Below are 18,125 nucleotides of genomic sequence, written 5' to 3'. Positions count from 1 at the left end.
GACTAAATTCGGAGTGCACTTATCGGCTTCTGCGATTATGGTTTACAAAGAATTAATATCAGATTTGACTGAAAAAGGAGCGAAGTGTGAGCGATTTGGAGATTGCATTCGATGGGCAGAGCCTGATCACGCCGGACTCTATTGCTGCGAAAGTCTTCTCGACTTCGTCTGAGGTCAGCGACAAGCAAGTCACGGAAGCGCGTGCCGAATTGGCACTTCACCTCCGGATGGCAGAGCAGCAATTCGAGCAGAAAACTCCGGTGGGACAGATCATGCTTCGCCTGCTCACGGGCCTCCATGGTCTGCGCAACCGCTACTCCCTCAAGCTCTGGGAACAGCTGATCCCGGTGGCACAGACCCACGCGATTGCACGCCACTTCCATGAAGATCCCTTCACCCGTTGGTCTTTCGAAAAGCCGCGTGGCTATTCGGGCGATGCGGGCTTGCTCGACTTCATCTATGGCCATCCGTCAGTGCAGCCGATGCTGGATGCAGCAAGCCCGATGGGCAAGGAGGTGCATGCCTTCACAAGCCAGTCGCCGGCCTGTGTCGCCGTTCGCGAAAGGCGTGATTTGCTTGCACAATTCGTCGATGACGTCGCGTCGTCTCGCGGTGGTGACGCGGAGATCCTGACGATTGCTGCGGGTCATCTGCGCGAAGGCGCAATGTCGCAGGCGCTGAAAGACAAGACGATCAAGCGTTGGCTCGCGCTCGATCAGGATCCACTGAGCGTCGGTGCCGTGGCGAGCGAATTCGCCGGCACGGCGGTGGAAGCGGTCAACGGATCCGTTCGCACGGTTCTGACCCGCGCCCAGACCCTCGGCACCTTCGACTTCGTCTATGCCGCCGGCCTCTACGACTATCTGGCCGACGAAGTGGCGATCAAGCTGTCCCAGCGTTGCCTGCAGATGCTGAAGCCGAACGGCACCTTCCTGTTCGCCAACTTCTCGCAGGAAGTACCCGACGACGGCTACATGGAAACCTTCATGAACTGGGCGTTGCTGCTGCGTTCGGAAGAAGACATGTGGCGGATCATGCGTGCGGCTAGCGAAGGCCTGGATGTCGAATGCACGATCCGTTTCGGCCAGAACAAGAACATTGTCTACGGCATCATTCGCAAACTGTCCTGAAATGAAGCAGCCCTCCGCCGCGATTTAGGCGGTGGAGGGCTTGCCTGTCCCGAAACGGGACGTTCGTAGCTGAATATCGAGCGGTTCAACCCTCAATTTCGGGGGTGAAACGGGCCCAGCCCTGGCTCATCAGGTGCTCCTGCGGCTGAAATCGGGTCTTGTAGCCCATCTTCTTTGAGCCCTGCACCCAGTAGCCGAGATAGACATGTGGCAGGCCGAGGGCCTTTGCCCGGCGGATATGGTCGAGCACCATCATCGTGCCGAGAGACCGCTTTTCCATTTCGGGATTGTAGAACGAGTAGACCATCGACAGCCCGTCGCTCATCAGGTCCGACAGGGCGACCGCAATCAGTTCGCCGCGTGGTTGGGGCGAGATCCCGTCACCGGGCGTGCGCAGGCGGTATTCGATCACCCGCGTCTGTACGTGGCTGTCTTCCACCATGATCGCATAGTCGAGCGCCGACATGTCCGACATGCCGCCGTTCTGGTGGCGATAATCGAGATATTGGCGGAAAAGCGAGAATTGTTCTGTCGACGGCTGGGCGGGGAAGACGGTCGCGATGATGTCGCTGTTGACGGCCTCGATACGCCGGAAGCTGCGGCTGATCTCGAACTCGTTCACGAGAACTCTGACGGAGACACAGGCCCTGCAGGATTCGCAGGCCGGCCTGTAGGCGATGTTCTGCGACCGGCGGAAACCGCCCTGGGTCAGAAGATCGTTCATTTCGGTGGCGCGCGGACCGACGAGGTGGGTGAAGACCTTCCGTTCCATCTCCCCCGCCAGATACGGGCACGGCGCTGGCGCCGTCAGATAGAATTGGGGGGAGGGGGAGGTCTGCGTGTTCATCTGCTGCCGAAGAGAATCCTCTAGCCAGTCCTGTTCGAGCTAGGATGGCGCAAGAATGAAAAAGGTCAACACTCCGGCACGAAAGCCGGAGTGCATTGTCACGAAAAGAGATTCGAGACTTAGTAGGTGCGGGCGGCGGCGGTGCCGAGCAGGAGGTCATGCACCAGGCGCGACCGTTCGATGAAGAGGCCAGCCAGCAGCACCAGCGGCGTCAGCACCGAGTTCAGGATCCAGAACAGCGCCAGATGCGCGATCGCCGTTACGAAGTCGATCTTGCGACCGTCGAGGCGGACCATGGCGATCCCCATCATCCGCATGCCCGGCGTCGCCTGGGAGGGACCGGCGAGCGACATGCCGAAATAGAGACCGGCGACGACGAAGAACAGGATCGGATAGAGAAGCCAGCCCAGCCCGAGCGTCAGCACGCCGAGGAAGAAGACGACGACTGCCGCCGGGATCCAGAGGAGACCGATGAACAAATAATCGACCAGGAAGGCGAAGACACGCCGCGAAAGCACGCCGCTATAGGCGCGCCAGTCTTCGGGGGCGGCATAGGTCGGGTTGCTGTCGAGGCTCATGTCGGGCTCCTTGTGCGGTTATGTTGCAGATATGGGGAGCCCGATGGCGAATACAATAATCCGTGAGGGTCAGCCCTGTTTCGCGAGAAGTCTGGCCACTTCGGGCGCGAAGTAAGTGAGAATGCCGTCACAGCCGGCGCGCTTGAAACAGAGAAGCGTCTCCAGCATCGCACGCTCCCCGTCGATCCAGCCATTGGCGGCCGCAGCCTTGATCTGGCTGTATTCGCCCGACACCTGATAGGCAAAGACCGGCAAGCCGAAGGCGTCCTTCAGGCGCCAGCAGATGTCGAGATAGGGCAGGCCCGGCTTCACCATCAGCATGTCGGCACCTTCCTCGACATCGAGGGCAGCGTCCCGCACGGCTTCCGTGCCATTGGCCGGGTCGATGTAATAGCTCTTCTTGTCACCCTTCAGCAGCCCGCTCGTCGAGATAGCCTCGCGATAGGGACCATAATAGCAGGAGGCGAACTTGGTCGCATAGGACATGATGCCGACATCCTGGTGTCCCGCGGCATCCAGCCCGCGCCGGATGGCGCCGATCCGGCCGTCCATCATGTCGGAGGGCGCGATGATGTCGGAGCCGGCATCGGCCTGGGCAATCGCCGCCCGCACCAACTGGTCGACCGTCTCGTCGTTGACGATTTCGCCATCCCGGAGAATGCCGTCATGGCCATGGCTGGTGAAGGGGTCGAGTGCGACGTCGGTGATGACGCCGATGTTCGGAACCGCCTTCTTGATCGCAGCTGTAACCTGATTGAGGAGGTTGTTGCTCTTCAGGACTTCCGAGCCGGTCTGGTCGCGCAACGCCATCTCCACATTGGGGAAGGTCGCAAGCGCCGGGATGCCGAGGTCGGCGGCTTCTTTTGCGGCTTCAACAGCCTTGTCGACGCTCATCCGGTAAACGCCGGGCATGGCAGCGATCGGATCCAATATGTTCGATCCTGGCACAACAAAGATCGGCCAGATCAGGTCATCGACGGTCAGACGGTTCTCCTGGACCATGCGGCGCTGCCAGTCTGCCTTGCGTAGGCGGCGCATGCGCCGGTGACCGGTGACTGCGTCTACCAGATGTGTCTTGTCCGTCATGAGCCTGATCCTCGTCTGTATCAGGCTGCTGATTAGCACGATGCCGGAAGCTTGCAAAACGGAAGGCGGCAATGACGGCCGGATCAAAGGGTCGCAGCATGCAAGCGCGATCAGGAGGGGAGGGGGCAGTGCTGCTGCTGGCGAAGCCCTCACCGCGAGCCTATCCTCGCTCGCATGGAACCTGATTCGCAGAACACGCCCATTCGAAGCCTGACGGAGACCATCTTCGTCCTATTTCTGCGCATTGTGGCGCTCGCCTGCCTCTGGTTCGGCCTGCAATACTGGGCGCTGCTCGTCGGCTTCAGTCACGACGGGCTGGGACGTTTCGACCTCCTCGCCACACCCTGGCGGGTGGCGGCCACCGGCCTCGCCGTGGTCTTCCCCGTGGCGGCCCTCGGTCTCTGGCTCGCTGGCTCCTGGGGGCCTGTCATGTGGCTTCTCGCCGCTGGTGGTCAGATGCTGATGTTCACCGTCTGGCCCGAAGTCTTCGGTCGCAACCCGCTTGCGGTCACAATGCACTCGGCGGTCTTCGTGCTTTATCTCCTGTTCCGCCTGGCGTTGTGGATCGAAGGGAGACACAAGCAGGAGCGTATAACGGTTGATTTACCCTGATACGATGAGAGGCTTCGGTAAGCCTCTGTTAAGCCTGCGTTTTAAATAGAATTTTATGCGCATTGGATACGGTCCTCACCAAGGCGGGAGAAAAAACCAACACCGCCAAACAAAACAGTGAGGCAGACCGATATGAACACCAAGCTCAAGCCGCAGCCGACCACTCTCGACCCGCAGGAAGAAGCGATCCGTTCGCTCTACCTCGAATCCCTCCACCTCGTCGAGCGTCTTCACCGCCGCCTTCTCGACGTCATCAAGGACGAGTTCGACCGCAAGGGCCGCTCCGACATCAATGCCGTCCAGGCCCTCCTGCTCTTCAACATCGGCAATTCGGAACTGACCGCCGGTGAGCTGCGCTCGCGTGGCTACTACCTGGGCTCGAACGTATCCTACAACGTCAAGAAGCTCGTCGACCTCGGCTTCATCAACCACCAGCGCTCGCGCGTCGACCGTCGCTCGGTCCGTATCAGCCTGACCGATGCCGGCCAGGAGATCGCCGAAACCGTCGCCAAGCTCTACGAGCGCCACATCGGCTCGATCCAGAAGGTCGGCGGCATCGGCACCGACGAATTCACCCAGATGAACAAGCTCCTGCAGCGCCTCGATCGCTTCTGGAACGATAGCATCATGTATCGCCTCTGAGATGTCCTGAACGACCTCCACAAGCGATCCACCGCTCGAAACCGGATGCTTCCTGCGAAGCGTCCGGTTTTCGCATTTCAAGCCTCGCGACACCCAGGAGAACCTACACACTCCCGTGACACAACCCCTTGGTGACACGAATTGGCCATATTGATATGGGACCGCCGGAGACAGAAAAAGGGGGTGTCTCGACAGCCTCCGATCGACCCCGCAACGCACATTTCAGCCCTCGTGGCGGCGCTTTGTTAACCATGGCGCGTTATGCGTTTGGTTCAGGTTCAGGATGAAACGGTAGAAAATATGTCCAATAAGTCTGGTATTGTTGCTCTCTCGCGCCGATCGCTCCTCCGCGGTGCGGCAGCCGCCGGTGCCGCGGCATTCGCCGGCCAGGCCGTGGCGCAGGACGCGATCGACGATCTGATCAATGCACCGCGTCGTGGCAACTGGGACGACCAGTTCGACGCCCAGGCTTCGCGAACGGCTGCAGCCGTCTCGTCCAACAGCTCCATGCTGAGCCCGAACAATCTCGCCTACATGCAGCAGGCCATCGGTCAGTACCAGACGATCGTGGCCAATGGCGGCTGGCCGACAGTCAACGCACCGGGCGCGCTGCGCATCGGCGCCATGGATCCGTCGGTCCAGAGTCTGCGCCAGCGTCTGATGATCGCGGGTGACCTTCCGCGGGAAGCCGGGCTTTCCGATTCCTACGATTCCTACGTCGATGCTGCGGTCAAGCGCTTCCAGGCACGTCACGGCCTGCCGGAAGACGGCGTGCTCGGCGAGTTCACCGTCAAGGCGCTCAATGTCGGTGCCGACGTGCGCCTGAACCAGCTGAACACCAATCTCGTCCGCCTTCAGTCCATGTCGGGCGATCTCGGTCCCCGTTACGTCACGGTCAATGTGCCGGGCGCTTCGGTGGAAGCCGTGGAGAACGACCGTGTGGCGCTGCGCAACACCGCTGTCGTTGGGCGTATCGACCGTCCGACCCACATGATCAATTCCAAGATCTATGAGGTCATCCTCAACCCTTACTGGACCGCGCCGCGCTCGATCATCGAAAAGGATATCGTGCCGCTGATGCGGAAGGATTCGACCTATCTGACGCGCAACAGCATCCGACTGTTCGATGGCAACGGCAATGAAGTGGCGCCGGAAACCGTCGACTGGAACGCCGAGAAGGCCCCGAACCTGATGTTCCGTCAGGACCCGGGCAAGATCAACGCCATGGCGTCAACGAAGATCAACTTCCACAATCCGCATAACGAATACATGCATGACACGCCCCAGCAGGGCCTGTTCAACAAGCTGATGCGCTTTGAATCCTCGGGCTGCATCCGTGTGCAGAACGTGCGTGACCTGATCACCTGGCTCCTGCGTGACACCGAGGGCTGGCAGCGCCAGGAGATCGAGCGCGTCATCACGACCCGCCAGAACAACCCGATCAAGCTGGCCGCGGAAGTGCCTGTCTACATCGTCTACATCACCGCCTGGTCGACCAACGACAACATCGTCCAGTTCCGCGACGATATCTACCAGAAGGACGGCGACGCTCAGTTGGCGCTCCAGGCCAACATCGGCGTCGAACAGTTCGCCGGTTCGGTGGAAGAGGACTTCGTCCCACTTCAATAAGTGCCTTCGCCGTACTCGACCGATCCCAAGCCGCGCCTCGTGCGCGGCTTTTCTTTTTCGGGGGCTGCGGCGTTTCGACATGAAGCGTCAATTGATCCGCAAATGTCGCTCTCCGTATTGCTCTCGTGACTGCGGAACGTTAAGACCCCACAGCATCAAACGCTTTTGAGGAGCCTGCGATCATGTCGAACAACGATGCCTTCTTTTCTCGTTCTCTCGCCGATACGGACCCGGATATTTTCGGTGCGATCGAGAAGGAACTCGGTCGCCAGCGCCATGAGATCGAGCTGATCGCCTCTGAAAACATCGTCTCCCGCGCCGTGCTCGAAGCCCAGGGCTCGATCATGACCAACAAGTATGCCGAGGGCTATCCGGGCAAGCGCTATTACGGCGGCTGCCAGTTCGTCGATATCGCGGAAGAACTCGCGATCGAGCGCGCCAAGAAGCTCTTCGGCGTCAACTTCGCCAACGTTCAGCCGAACTCCGGTAGCCAAATGAACCAGGCAGTCTTCCTCGCGCTCCTGCAGCCGGGCGACACCTTCATGGGCCTCGACCTGAACTCCGGTGGTCACCTGACCCACGGTTCTCCGGTCAACATGTCCGGCAAGTGGTTCAACGTCGTCTCCTATGGCGTGCGTGAAGACGACCACCAGCTCGACATGGAAGATGTGGCCCGCAAGGCAGAGCAGCACAAGCCGAAGCTGATCATCGCCGGCGGCACCGCCTATTCCCGCACATGGGACTGGAAACGCTTCCGCGAGATCGCTGACTCCGTTGGCGCCTACCTGATGGTCGACATGGCCCACATCGCCGGCCTCGTTGCCGGTGATCAGCACCCGTCGCCGTTCCCGCATTGCCATGTCGCGACCTCGACGACCCACAAGTCGCTCCGTGGCCCGCGCGGTGGCATGATCCTTACCAACGACGAGGATCTGGCGAAGAAGTTCAACTCGGCCGTCTTCCCGGGCCTCCAGGGTGGCCCGCTGATGCATGTCATCGCCGCCAAGGCCGTGGCCTTCGGTGAAGCGCTGAAGCCGGAATTCAAGGATTACGCTGCCCAGGTCGTGAAGAACGCCAAGGTTCTGGCCGACACGCTGATCAAGCACAATCTCGACATCGTCTCGGGCGGTACCGATAACCACCTGATGCTGGTCGACCTTCGCAAGAAGAACGCTACCGGCAAGCGTGCGGAAGCCGGCCTCGGCCGCGCCTTCATCACCTGCAACAAGAACGGCATTCCCTTCGACCCGGAAAAGCCCTTCGTCACTTCAGGCATCCGTCTCGGCACGCCTGCCGGCACGACCCGTGGCTTCAAGGAAGCGGAATTCACTGAAATCGGCAATCTGATCGTCGAGGTTCTCGATGGCCTGAAGGTCGCCAACTCGGATGAAGGCAATGCCGCCGTCGAAGGTGCCGTTCGCGAGAAGGTCGTGGCTCTCACCGACCGTTTCCCGATGTACCCCTACATGTAAGGCTGGACGCTGATGCGCTGCCCCTTTTGTGGATCGGACGAGACTCAGGTCAAGGATTCGCGACCGGCGGAGGACAATACCTCCATCCGCCGGCGGCGCATCTGTCCGGATTGCGGGGGGCGCTTCACCACCTTCGAACGGGTGCAGTTGCGCGAACTGATGGTCTTGAAAAAGACCGGCCGCAAGGCGCCTTTCGCCCGAGACAAGCTGGTGCGGTCCTTCCAGATCGCACTGCGCAAGCGCCCGGTCGATCCCGACCGCATCGAACGCGCTGTGTCTGGCATCGTCCGCCGTCTGGAAAGCTCCGGTGAAACCGAAATCTCATCCGAAGAAATCGGCCTGCAGGTTCTCGAAGCCCTGAAGACCCTCGATGACGTGGCGTTCGTCCGCTACGCCTCGGTCTATCGGGACTTCTCCCATGCCGAGGACTTCGAAAACGTCATCGCTGAGATCAACGCGAAGATCTCCCGCGACAGCACCGCGGACTGAGGCGTGTCTATCACTGCCCGGGACGAGAGCTTCATGCGGGAGGCCATCGGGCTTTCCCAGATCCATGTCGGCCGGACCGGCCCCAATCCCTCAGTTGGCTGCGTGATCGTGAAAGACGGCCAGGTCGTCGGACGGGGCGTGACGGCACTGGGCGGTCGCCCGCATGCCGAGCCACAGGCGCTGGCCGAAGCCGGAGACAAGGCCAGGGGAGCGACTGCCTATGTCACCCTCGAACCCTGTTCGCATCACGGCAAGACACCACCCTGTGCCAATACCATCATTGCCGCCGGCATTTCCCGCGTCGTCGTCGCCGTGGCGGATCCGGATCCACGGGTCTCGGGGCAGGGGCTCAAGATGCTCGCCGATGCCGACATCGAGGTGACGATCGGCGTCCTGCAGAAGGATGCGCGGCGTGCCATGTCCGGCTACCTCACGCGCCAGACGAAGGGACGCCCGCAAGTTACCCTGAAACTTGCTGTTTCCGCCGACGGCATGCTGGGACGCAAGGGCGCCGGGCAGGTGGCGATCACTGGTCCAGAGGCATGGAAGGAAGTCCATCTGCTGCGGGCATCCAGTGATGCGATCCTCGTCGGCATCGGTACGGCACTGGCGGATGATCCTGAATTGACGGTGAGGCTGCCGGGGCTGGAAGAGGCGTCACCCTTGCGCGTCGTGCTCGACCGCAGGGCGGAGTTGCCGGCAACCTCCAAGCTCGCACGCACTGCGGGCGCCGTGCCCGTGCTCGTCGCCGTATCGCACGGAAGCAAAGGGAACCGTGCAGCACTGGCAGAAACAGGCGTAGAAATTGTCGAGCTTGAGGGTGTCGAAGAACTCTTGTCCATGCTCGCGCGGCGCGGGATTTCTTCGCTGATGGTCGAGGGCGGCGCGCGGGTGGCGACAGATCTGCTGTCGCGAGGCCTTGTCGATCGGATCCACCTTTACTCCGGTGAGATCGTCGTGGGGGAGGGCGGAATATCCTCGCCCATCACCGTTTCACAAATGCCGCCTGGGTTCGCCCTCATCGAAGAGCGAACTCTGGGGCAGGACCGGCTGCAGATCTACGATCGCCTGCCGGCCTCCGCCTGGATTTAACCCCAGAAAAGCATGATCAGAATGATCAGCGGAATCGGGATACCGAGAAGCCAGAGAAGAATGCCGCGACCCATGGGGACCTCCTGTTGCCTGTGGTCTGGTAGGGCCCGGTCCTCCGCGCCCTGTGGCTCAGAAACGGATCATCGCGTCTGATTGTTCCCAAGCAAAAAGCCCCGCGCCAATGACGCGGGGCAGGTGGGGACAGGGAGGAGAGTTGAACGTCAGCGGACGTAGAAGGTGACGCCGCCATCCGCGGCCTGTTCGGCGCCGACGATATTCGTCAGCTCGACATGTTGGGCTTCCAGCTTTTGGGCGAGTGGGCGATTTGCGATGACAGAGGCCTGGACCAGCCGTGCTTCCTGGGAGGTGGGAGCAAGGCTACCGAAGCGTTCATTGGCCGCGTCATGGGTTTTCAGCGAATCCATTCGCACGACATTGAAGTCCTTGGGAGACATTGTCTGGATCGTGCTTTCGATCTTGCTGTCGGGCATGCCGCCAGCGGCCGGCATGGCGGCATAGCTTTCGGCACCGAAGGCGACAGCGGAGAGTGCGGTGGCGCTGAGGATGGATGCAAAGCGATTCATGGTCCTAGTCCTTTCGAGGATGTTTGCGATGGCGGGGGATTCCGTCGCTCGCTTGCAAGACTGAACGTGGGATCGATTTGTGGCAGCATCCAGACCGTAAGAGGCTGATTTTCATTAAACATTTGTCACGTGAGTAGCCCGATTTCCGTCAATATTAGCGAGGATGGAACAATGGCCCGTCGAGCCCTGTGTCTGAGCTGTGCCGAGGCGCCCGCCCGGTGCATCCCCGCCGTGACGCAAAAACACTTGCCTTCCATGATATGGCGTGGTTTGACCGCGTTTCTGTTCGGCCAGCGGCCGCAATCAAATTTCAAGATCGGATCAGACCCATGGGAAACAAGACGGCTTCGCCGCATTTGCTGATCGTCGAGGCACGCTTCTACGACGACATGTCTGACGCCCTTCTGGACGGTGCCAAGCACGCACTCGAAGAGGCTGGCGCGACCTTCGACCTCATCACCGTTCCCGGCGCACTCGAAATTCCGCCGGCAATCGCCATGGCGCTCGATGCAATGGACGATGAAGGCACTCACTACGACGGCTTCGTCGCACTCGGCATGGTCATTCGCGGCGAGACCTATCACTTCGACATCGTCGCCAACGAATCCTCGCGTGCGCTGATGGACCTCGCCGTCTCGGAATCGCTCGCCATCGGCAACGGCATCATGACCGTCGAGAACGACGAGCAGGCCTGGGCGCGTGTCAAGCGCAGCGACAAGGACAAGGGCGGCTTTGCAGCCCGCGCTGCGCTGACCATGATCGAACTAAAGCAGAAACTGGGTGGCTGAGTGATGACGGGCGAAGACAAGCAGGTGAAGCCGGCAAACCAGCGTGGCGCAGCCCGCCTCGGCGCTGTGCAGGCTCTGTATCAGATGGATATCGCCGGGTCAGGTGTGCTCGAAGTCGTGGCCGAATACGAAGCGCATCGTCTCGGCCAGGAAGTCGATGGCGAAACCTATCTGAAGGCGGATGCCTCGTGGTTCCGCTCGATCGTGGCTGGCGTCGTGCGCGACCAGGCAAAGATCGACCCGATGATCCGCGGTGCGCTCCAGGACGACTGGTCGCTGTCGCGCATGGACAGCACGGTGCGCGCAATTCTGCGCGCCGGCACCTTCGAATTGATCGAGCGCAAGGATGTGCCCATCGCCGTCATCGTAACGGAATATGTCGAGATCGCGCAGGCCTTCTTCCCCGATGACGAACCGAAGCTGGTGAACGCCGTTCTCGACCGTATTGCAAAGCAGGTTCGCGCCCCGGCGCAAAAATAGGAATAGGCAGATGGACGGGACGACTGGGGCAGGGCTGGACGGACAACTCACGACCGCCCGGCGCAACGTCGGTCTGCTCGCGGTTGCCCAGGCGATCCTGGGCTCCGCGCCGCCTCTCGCCTTTGCCGTCGGCGGCCTTGCCGGCTTTCAGATGCTCGGTGCCGACAAGTCGCTCGCGACGGCGCCTCTGACCGGCTTCAACGTCGGCGTAGCCGTGGGCGCTATCGTCGTGGCTGCGGCCTCACGGGTTCTCGGCCGCCGCGAAAGCTTCATGGTCGGCGCGCTCATGGGCGCCCTCGGTAGCGCGCTTGCCGCCTTCGCCCTCATCCAGTCCAACTTCTGGCTTTTCGCCTTCTCGCTGATGCTGATGGGCATATCCGGCGGCTTCACCCAAAAGATCCGCTTTGCCGCCGCCGATGCTTCACCGAGTTTCTACAAGGGCAAGGCCATCTCCTGGATCCTCGCCGCCGGCATCATCTCGGCGATCGTCGGGCCCCAGATCGCGATCTGGCTGAAAGACGCACTGGCACCCGTCACCTTTGCCGGCGCCTTTCTCGGCATGGTGCCGCTGCTTCTCTGCGCAATCGCCGTCCTCTTCTTCCTGAAACTGCCGACCATGGCCGACAAGAAGGCGGAAGCCACCGGGCCGACGAGGCCTCTCAGTGAAATCGTCATGACCCAGCGCTTCATGACCGGCATGATCTGCGGCATCAGCTCCTACGCCCTCATGACCTTCATGATGACGGGTGCCCCGCTCGCCATGGTCATCGGCTGCGGCTTTTCCTCGGAACTCGCGACCCTCGGCATCCAGTGGCACGTCATCGCCATGTTCGCGCCGAGCTTCTTCACCGGCGTTCTGATCACGCGCTTCGGCGCCGAGAAGGTCGTCGCCGCCGGCCTGCTGATCCTGATGTCCTGCGCGGTGGTTGCCCATTGGGGCATTGCGCTCTGGAATTTCTGGGGTGCGCTCGTGCTGCTCGGCATCGGCTGGAATTTCGGATTCATCGGTGCGACCGCGATCGTTGCGTCGAGCTACCGCCCGGCTGAGGCCGACAAGGTGCAGGGCTTCCACGACATCCTCCTGTTTTCGACTGTGGCGTTGTCGTCCTTTTCTTCCGGCAAGATCTTCACCGCCTTCGGTTGGTCCGTGATGAACCTGGTCATCTGGCCGGTGACGATCCTCTGCCTGATCCTCGTCCTTCTCCAGCTCCGCGCAGCCGCCCGAAAAACCGCCTAAGTTCCCTCTACACCGCGAAATATCCGTACTTGACGCCGTGAAAAGCGCGACGCAATCTCGCCTCGCGTTGACGAGGTCTCAGAGGAGGGGGCCTGAGTCTGCGAGTCACGGCCCGCGATGAGTGAGGCGCGGGCAATACGGGAGGGTATTGCGAATGACGGTTCTTCTAGGCGTAATATTATGCGGGCTTCTGTCCGTGGTCTACGCGGTCTGGGCGACGCGCTCGGTCCTCGCAGCGGACCAGGGCAATGCCCGAATGCAGGAAATTGCAGGTTATATTCGCGAGGGTGCGCAGGCTTACCTCACTCGGCAATATCTGACCATCGCGATCGTCGGCGCCGTCGTTTTCGTCGCCACATGGTTTCTTCTCTCCGGCACGGCCGCGATCGGCTTCCTGATCGGTGCAGTGCTCTCGGGTGCAGCAGGCTTCATCGGCATGCATGTCTCGGTCCGCGCCAACGTGCGCACGGCCCAGGCGGCCTCCCACAGCCTCGCTGCAGGCCTCGATATCGCCTTCAAGTCCGGTGCCATCACCGGCATGCTGGTCGCGGGCCTCGCGCTTCTCGGCGTCTCCATCTACTTCTACATCCTGACCGCGATCCTCGGTCATGAAAGCGGCTCGCGCGACGTCATCGACGCGCTCGTGGCGCTCGGCTTCGGCGCCTCGCTGATCTCGATCTTCGCCCGTCTCGGTGGCGGCATCTTCACCAAGGGCGCCGACGTCGGTGGGGACCTCGTCGGCAAGGTGGAAGCCGGTATCCCGGAAGACGATCCGCGCAACCCGGCCACCATCGCCGACAATGTCGGCGACAACGTGGGCGACTGCGCCGGCATGGCAGCCGACCTCTTCGAGACTTATGCCGTCTCGGTTGTCGCCACCATGGTTCTGGCCGCGATTTTCTTCGCCGGCTCGGCCGTGCTCGACATCACCATGATCTATCCGCTCGCGATCTGCGGCGCCTGCATCATTACCTCGATCATCGGCACATTCTTCGTCAAGCTCGGCACCAGCGGCTCGATCATGGGGGCGCTCTACAAGGGTCTCATCGTGACCGGCCTCCTGTCGGTCGGCGGTCTCGCGCTGGCAACCTCGCTCACCATCGGCTGGGGCTCGATCGGCACCGTGGCTGGAATGGACATCACCGGGATGAACCTGTTCCTCTGCGGTATTCTCGGTCTTGTCGTGACGGCCCTGATCGTCGTGATCACCGAATACTACACAGGCACCAACAAGCGCCCGGTCAACTCGATCGCCCAGGCCTCGGTGACCGGTCACGGCACCAACGTCATCCAGGGCCTTGCCGTCTCGCTGGAATCGACGGCCCTTCCGGCCATCGTCATCGTCGGCGGCATCATCTCGACCTACCAGCTCGCCGGCCTCTTCGGTACGGCGATCGCCGTCACCACCATGCTCGGCTTGGCCGGCATGATCGTCGCCCTCGACGCCTTCGGTCCAGTCACGGACAATGCCGGTGGCATCGCCGAAATGGCCCACCTGCCGCCGGAAGTGCGCAAGTCCACAGATGCGCTCGACGCCGTCGGCAACACCACCAAGGCAGTCACCAAGGGCTATGCGATCGGATCTGCCGGTCTCGGCGCCCTCGTTCTGTTCGCTGCCTATTCGAACGACCTGGCCTACTTCGCGGCGAACAGTGCCCAATATCCTTACTTCGCCGACATGGGGCCGATCTCCTTCGATCTTTCCAACCCCTACGTCGTCGCCGGTTTGATCTTCGGTGGCCTGATCCCCTACCTCTTCGGCGGCATCGCCATGACGGCCGTCGGCCGTGCGGCCGGTTCCATCGTCGAGGAAGTGCGTCGGCAGTTCCGCGAAAAGCCGGGCATCATGCAGGGGACCGAAAAGCCTGATTACGGCCGGGCCGTGGACATCCTGACCCGCGCCGCGATCAAGGAAATGATCATCCCCTCGCTGCTGCCGGTTCTGGCTCCGCTCGTCGTCTATTTCGGCGTGCTCCTGATCTCCGGCTCCAAGGCGTCAGCCTTTGCGGCCCTCGGTGCATCTCTGCTCGGTGTCATCGTCAACGGCCTCTTCGTCGCGATCTCGATGACATCAGGCGGTGGCGCATGGGACAATGCCAAGAAGAGCTTCGAGGATGGCTTCATCGACAAGGACGGCGTCAAGCATCTGAAGGGTTCGGACGCCCACAAGGCCTCCGTCACCGGTGACACCGTCGGCGATCCTTACAAGGATACGGCGGGACCTGCTGTGAACCCCGCGATCAAGATCACCAACATCGTGGCGCTCCTGCTGCTCGCCGTCCTGGCTGGCTGAGACTGCAAACAAAAAGAAAGACCGCGGAAGGCGACTTCCGCGGTCTTCTCATGTCTGGAACCCGGTGGACGATACCGTCTCCGGGCGGAGGCGGCCTTACTGGCCGCCGAGAATGTTGCGAACGCTGTTGGCCGCACCACCGCCGCCAGCGAGCAGCTGCTGCAGGAAGGTGAGGTCGCGACCGCCGGTCGGGGTCGTCCGGGAAATCGTGTCGAACACCTTGCCGTCCTGCAGGGTGTAATTGGCGCGCTGCGCCACGACGCCGTCCTTGTCGAAGTAGATCGCGAGGATCTGCTGGTCGACGAGGCGCTGCTTCATGAAAGCGACGGTCCGGGTGCGCTTCTGGGAGATGTAGTAGAACACCTCACCGTCGAAGGTCGCCGTGGTCGACGGCGTGCCCAGCGACAGCAGAACCTGTTCGCGGCTCGAGCCGACAGGAACCAGATCGAGCGCCGCCTGGTCGACAACATAGCCGTTGTGGAAGACCTCGGAGGTCTGGCAGGCGGAAAGGCCGAGTGTGACGGCAACAGCAAGTGCGGTCGCGCTCAGGAGCTTCCTGTCCGACTTGAATATCCGAATGTCCACGCAAACGTCTCCCATGACTGTCGATGGCACTTTAAATGCCGGATCGCTTCTGCGCATAGCATTGTGGCCTTTCCGGGGAAAGCTGCCGCAATGAAGGCGCTGCCGTTTTCTCGGTCATTCTGCCACGAGATGCGGCATCCGGGCCGGAGTTCGGCATTGCAATTCACGCCTGCTTCGGTAAACCAGCTTTCGCAATCATGCAACACGACCACGTCCGGGCTCACCACTTCGGTCGGCTCTTTTTGGTGATATTGGATGGTATTCGGCTTTTTCAGGCAGAAAAGAAACAATCAGGTGATCGTCGAGCGCCAATATGGTGCGCTGACGGCGGCCGCTCGCACACCTGCCTTCTATCTCGACATGCATGTTCCGGACACTGTGATCGGTCGGTTCGAGATGCTGACGGTCATGCTTATTCTTTATTTCCGTCGCACGGCAAAATCCCCCCGCAGTGGCCAGGAGATCGCCCAGAACATCATCGATGCCTTCTTCGAGGACGTCGATCATTCGATCCGCGAACTGGGCGTCGGCGACCCGGGCGTGCCCAAGCGCATGAAGAAGCTCGCCGGCATGTATTACGGCCGTCTGGAATCCTATGCCGGCGCGCTGGATCGCAACGACCGAGAGGCGCTCGAAGCCGCACTCAAGCGCAACATCCATCCTGAAGAGGGAGAGACGGCGCCGTCCATGCTGACGCTCGCCGACTGGATGTTCGATGCCGAGCAGGCGCTGGCGACCCTGGATGAGAACGAGATAGAGACGGGCATGGCCCGCATCGCCGTCCCCGGCGCCTGAACGGCGTCCTGCGCCTTCGGGTGCGGACGCTTCGGGCCGGACGGCAGAACGAGGACAAGGAACATGACAAGCAGCAATACGAACGACCCGCGCGAGTTCCGCTATCTGGTGAAGGTCGGCCACATCTCGGCCAATCCAGTGCGGGTGCGTGTGGAGGCCGACGAGCGTGAGCGCGCGGGCCTTGCCGACCTCTGGCGGGTGGAAGCCGTCAACAAGCTCTCTGCGGATCTGCAGATCGCTCGCTGGAAAAAGGACGGCGTCCGGATCACGGGGCGTGTGTCCGGTGAATTGGTGCAGGCCTGCGTCGTGACGCTGGAGCCGGTCATTTCGCATATCGACCAGGAAATCGACCAGATCTTCGTGCCTGAGGGCTCCAAGCTCGCCCGCATCGTGCTCGACGGTGCCGGTGAGATGGTTCTCGATCCCGAGGGTCCCGACCTTCCCGAACAGTTCACCGGCGATACGATCGACGCCGGCGCATTGGTCGCAGAATTCGCCGCCCTCGACATCGATCCCTACCCGAAGAAGGAGGGCGTGGCCTTCTCCGGGCACATCGAGAGCAAGGCCGAAGAGGAAAAGAAGCCGTCGCCGTTTGCGGTCCTGAAGGACTGGAAAAAGGATTGATCATCCCCCATCTGCACCTGCGGGTGGGTTGTGTGCCGAAGGAAAAGCGGTATTTTGGCCGAAAATATCGCTGGCCAGCGATGAAGAAGGGTCAGGTCTAAGTGATCAGAATTTCTGTCGACGTCATGGGGGGCGACTTCGGTCCCGAAGTGGTCATCCCTGGAGCCGCCAAGGCGCTCGAGCGTCATCCCGATGCGACCTTCCTCCTCTACGGCCAGCAGGAACGCTGCCTGCCGATCCTTGCACAGTTTCCGAAGCTCAAGGAAAAGTCGACTTTCCATCACTGCGAAATTTCCGTCACCATGGACGAAAAGCCGAGCCAGGCGCTGCGCCGTGGCCGCTATGTCTCCAGCATGTGGCGCTCCATCGAGGCCGTGAAGATGGGTCAGGCGGATGTTGCCGTTTCTGCCGGCAATACCGGCGCGCTGATGGCCATGGCCAAGTTCTGCCTGCGCACCATGGCGACCATCGAACGTCCGGCCATCGCCGCGATCTGGCCAACGCTGTCTGGCGAGAGCATCGTGCTCGATGTCGGTGCCGGTATCGGTGCCGATGCCCAGCAATTGCTCGATTTCGCCGTTATGGGTGGTGCCATGGCACGCGCCCTGTTCGAAATCGAAAAGCCGACCGTCGGCCTGCTCAATGTCGGCGTGGAAGAGATCAAGGGGCAGGAAGAGGTCAAGGAAGCTGGACGCCTGATCCGCGAAGCGGGTCTCGATACGATCGACTATTACGGTTTCGTCGAAGGTGACGACCTCGGCAAGGGTACCGTCGATGTCGTGGTGACCGAAGGCTTCACCGGCAATATTGCCTTGAAGACTGCCGAGGGCACGGCAAAGCAGATCGCCGAATATCTGCGTGCTGCGATGTCGCGTACCTGGATGGCGAAGCTCGGCTACATCCTCGCCAAGGGCGCCTTCGACCGCCTGCGCGAGAAGATGGATCCGCGCAAGGTCAATGGCGGGGTCTTCCTCGGCCTGAATGGCATCGTCATCAAGAGCCATGGCGGCACAGACGCCGAAGGCTTTGCGGCGGCGCTGGACGTGGGCTATGACATGGCCCGAAACGGTCTCACGCAGAAGATCGAAAACGACTTGAAAAAATATCACGCGCGGCACCCGTCTCCGGCCGGCCCCGAAGCAGCGTGAAAGGTAGGAAACAT

At 61.4% G+C, this 18,125-nt stretch carries 19 protein-coding genes; 14 read left to right on the top strand and 5 right to left on the bottom strand.

The annotated features are described in order from the left end of the window. Positions 1–86: 86 nt before the first annotated feature. Positions 87–1,130, top strand: a complete 1,044-nt coding sequence (locus E9677_RS14065; RefSeq protein ID WP_136558688.1) for a methyltransferase domain-containing protein — start codon at positions 87–89, stop codon at positions 1,128–1,130. 85 nt (positions 1,131–1,215) lie between these two features. Here the strand turns inward: E9677_RS14065 and E9677_RS14060 are convergent, their stop codons facing one another. From E9677_RS14060 to hemB, 3 genes are all read right to left on the bottom strand, one after another. Then, positions 1,216–1,977, bottom strand: a complete 762-nt coding sequence (locus E9677_RS14060; protein WP_136558687.1) for an arginyltransferase — start codon at positions 1,975–1,977, stop codon at positions 1,216–1,218. Positions 1,978–2,096: 119 nt separating this feature from the next. Continuing rightward, a complete protein-coding gene (locus E9677_RS14055) occupies positions 2,097–2,555 on the bottom strand; it encodes an RDD family protein (RefSeq protein ID WP_136558686.1) in 459 nt (152 codons plus the stop codon). 69 nt (positions 2,556–2,624) lie between these two features. Beyond that, positions 2,625–3,641 (bottom strand): porphobilinogen synthase, encoded by a 1,017-nt coding sequence (gene hemB / locus E9677_RS14050; RefSeq protein ID WP_136558685.1) that lies wholly within the window; start codon positions 3,639–3,641, stop codon positions 2,625–2,627. A gap of 174 nt (positions 3,642–3,815) precedes the next feature. On the opposite strand from hemB, the gene E9677_RS14045 reads away from it, so the two are divergent. The 6 genes from E9677_RS14045 to ribD all read left to right on the top strand — a co-directional run bounded on the left by E9677_RS14045 (position 3,816) and on the right by ribD (position 9,577). After that, positions 3,816–4,253, top strand: coding sequence for a DUF6163 family protein (locus tag E9677_RS14045; protein ID WP_136558684.1), 438 nt, complete (start codon positions 3,816–3,818; stop codon positions 4,251–4,253). 132 nt (positions 4,254–4,385) lie between these two features. Continuing rightward, positions 4,386–4,895 carry a transcriptional regulator LdtR gene (ldtR, locus tag E9677_RS14040; protein WP_136558683.1) on the top strand — a complete coding sequence of 170 codons (510 nt, stop codon included), beginning with the start codon at positions 4,386–4,388 and terminating at the stop codon, positions 4,893–4,895. Between the two features lie 300 nt (positions 4,896–5,195). Beyond that, positions 5,196–6,524, top strand: a complete 1,329-nt coding sequence (locus E9677_RS14035; RefSeq protein ID WP_136558682.1) for a L,D-transpeptidase family protein — start codon at positions 5,196–5,198, stop codon at positions 6,522–6,524. A gap of 182 nt (positions 6,525–6,706) precedes the next feature. After that, entirely contained in the window at positions 6,707–7,996 is a 1,290-nt protein-coding gene (gene glyA / locus E9677_RS14030; protein WP_136558681.1) for a serine hydroxymethyltransferase, read from the top strand. 12 nt (positions 7,997–8,008) lie between these two features. Next, positions 8,009–8,485: a transcriptional regulator NrdR gene (gene nrdR / locus E9677_RS14025; RefSeq protein ID WP_112242592.1), complete on the top strand. Its 477-nt coding sequence runs from the start codon at positions 8,009–8,011 to the stop codon at positions 8,483–8,485. A 3-nt stretch (positions 8,486–8,488) separates the two neighbouring features. Next, the gene (ribD, locus tag E9677_RS14020) at positions 8,489–9,577 is read left to right on the top strand and encodes a bifunctional diaminohydroxyphosphoribosylaminopyrimidine deaminase/5-amino-6-(5-phosphoribosylamino)uracil reductase RibD (protein ID WP_235882953.1); all 1,089 of its coding nucleotides are present in this window, start codon (positions 8,489–8,491) and stop codon (positions 9,575–9,577) included. 221 nt (positions 9,578–9,798) lie between these two features. Here ribD and E9677_RS14015 read toward each other — a convergent pair whose 3' ends face one another. Next, the gene (locus E9677_RS14015; protein ID WP_136558680.1) at positions 9,799–10,161 is read right to left on the bottom strand and encodes a hypothetical protein; all 363 of its coding nucleotides are present in this window, start codon (positions 10,159–10,161) and stop codon (positions 9,799–9,801) included. Positions 10,162–10,490: 329 nt separating this feature from the next. Here E9677_RS14015 and ribH point away from each other — a divergent pair, with 329 nt between their 5' ends. The 4 genes from ribH to E9677_RS13995 all read left to right on the top strand — a co-directional run bounded on the left by ribH (position 10,491) and on the right by E9677_RS13995 (position 14,959). Continuing rightward, complete coding sequence (gene ribH, locus E9677_RS14010; RefSeq protein ID WP_136558679.1) at positions 10,491–10,949, top strand: 6,7-dimethyl-8-ribityllumazine synthase; 459 nt, start codon at positions 10,491–10,493, stop codon at positions 10,947–10,949. 3 nt (positions 10,950–10,952) lie between these two features. Then, positions 10,953–11,429 carry a transcription antitermination factor NusB gene (nusB, locus tag E9677_RS14005; RefSeq protein WP_136558678.1) on the top strand — a complete coding sequence of 159 codons (477 nt, stop codon included), beginning with the start codon at positions 10,953–10,955 and terminating at the stop codon, positions 11,427–11,429. Positions 11,430–11,439: 10 nt separating this feature from the next. Beyond that, positions 11,440–12,666 carry an MFS transporter gene (locus E9677_RS14000; protein ID WP_136558677.1) on the top strand — a complete coding sequence of 409 codons (1,227 nt, stop codon included), beginning with the start codon at positions 11,440–11,442 and terminating at the stop codon, positions 12,664–12,666. Positions 12,667–12,820: 154 nt separating this feature from the next. Further along, on the top strand, positions 12,821–14,959 hold the full coding sequence (locus tag E9677_RS13995; protein WP_136558676.1) for a sodium-translocating pyrophosphatase: 2,139 nt from the start codon (positions 12,821–12,823) through the stop codon (positions 14,957–14,959). A gap of 96 nt (positions 14,960–15,055) precedes the next feature. On the opposite strand, the gene E9677_RS13990 is transcribed toward E9677_RS13995, so the two are convergent. After that, positions 15,056–15,544, bottom strand: coding sequence for an outer membrane protein assembly factor BamE (locus tag E9677_RS13990; RefSeq protein WP_408014717.1), 489 nt, complete (start codon positions 15,542–15,544; stop codon positions 15,056–15,058). Positions 15,545–15,799: 255 nt separating this feature from the next. Between E9677_RS13990 and E9677_RS13985 the strand changes: the two genes are divergently transcribed. The 3 genes from E9677_RS13985 (at position 15,800) to plsX (ending at position 18,111) form a co-directional block, all read left to right on the top strand. Further along, complete coding sequence (locus tag E9677_RS13985) at positions 15,800–16,339, top strand: ubiquinol-cytochrome C chaperone family protein (protein WP_136558675.1); 540 nt, start codon at positions 15,800–15,802, stop codon at positions 16,337–16,339. Positions 16,340–16,402: 63 nt separating this feature from the next. Next, complete coding sequence (locus E9677_RS13980; protein ID WP_136558674.1) at positions 16,403–16,963, top strand: YceD family protein; 561 nt, start codon at positions 16,403–16,405, stop codon at positions 16,961–16,963. Between the two features lie 101 nt (positions 16,964–17,064). Next, positions 17,065–18,111, top strand: a complete 1,047-nt coding sequence (gene plsX / locus E9677_RS13975; protein WP_136558673.1) for a phosphate acyltransferase PlsX — start codon at positions 17,065–17,067, stop codon at positions 18,109–18,111. Positions 18,112–18,125: the final 14 nt, after the last annotated feature.

It is taken from the genome of Peteryoungia rhizophila (genome assembly GCF_004912145.1).
GTDB lineage: Bacteria > Pseudomonadota > Alphaproteobacteria > Rhizobiales > Rhizobiaceae > Allorhizobium > Allorhizobium rhizophilum.
This window is presented reverse-complemented; position numbering and strand designations above follow the sequence as displayed.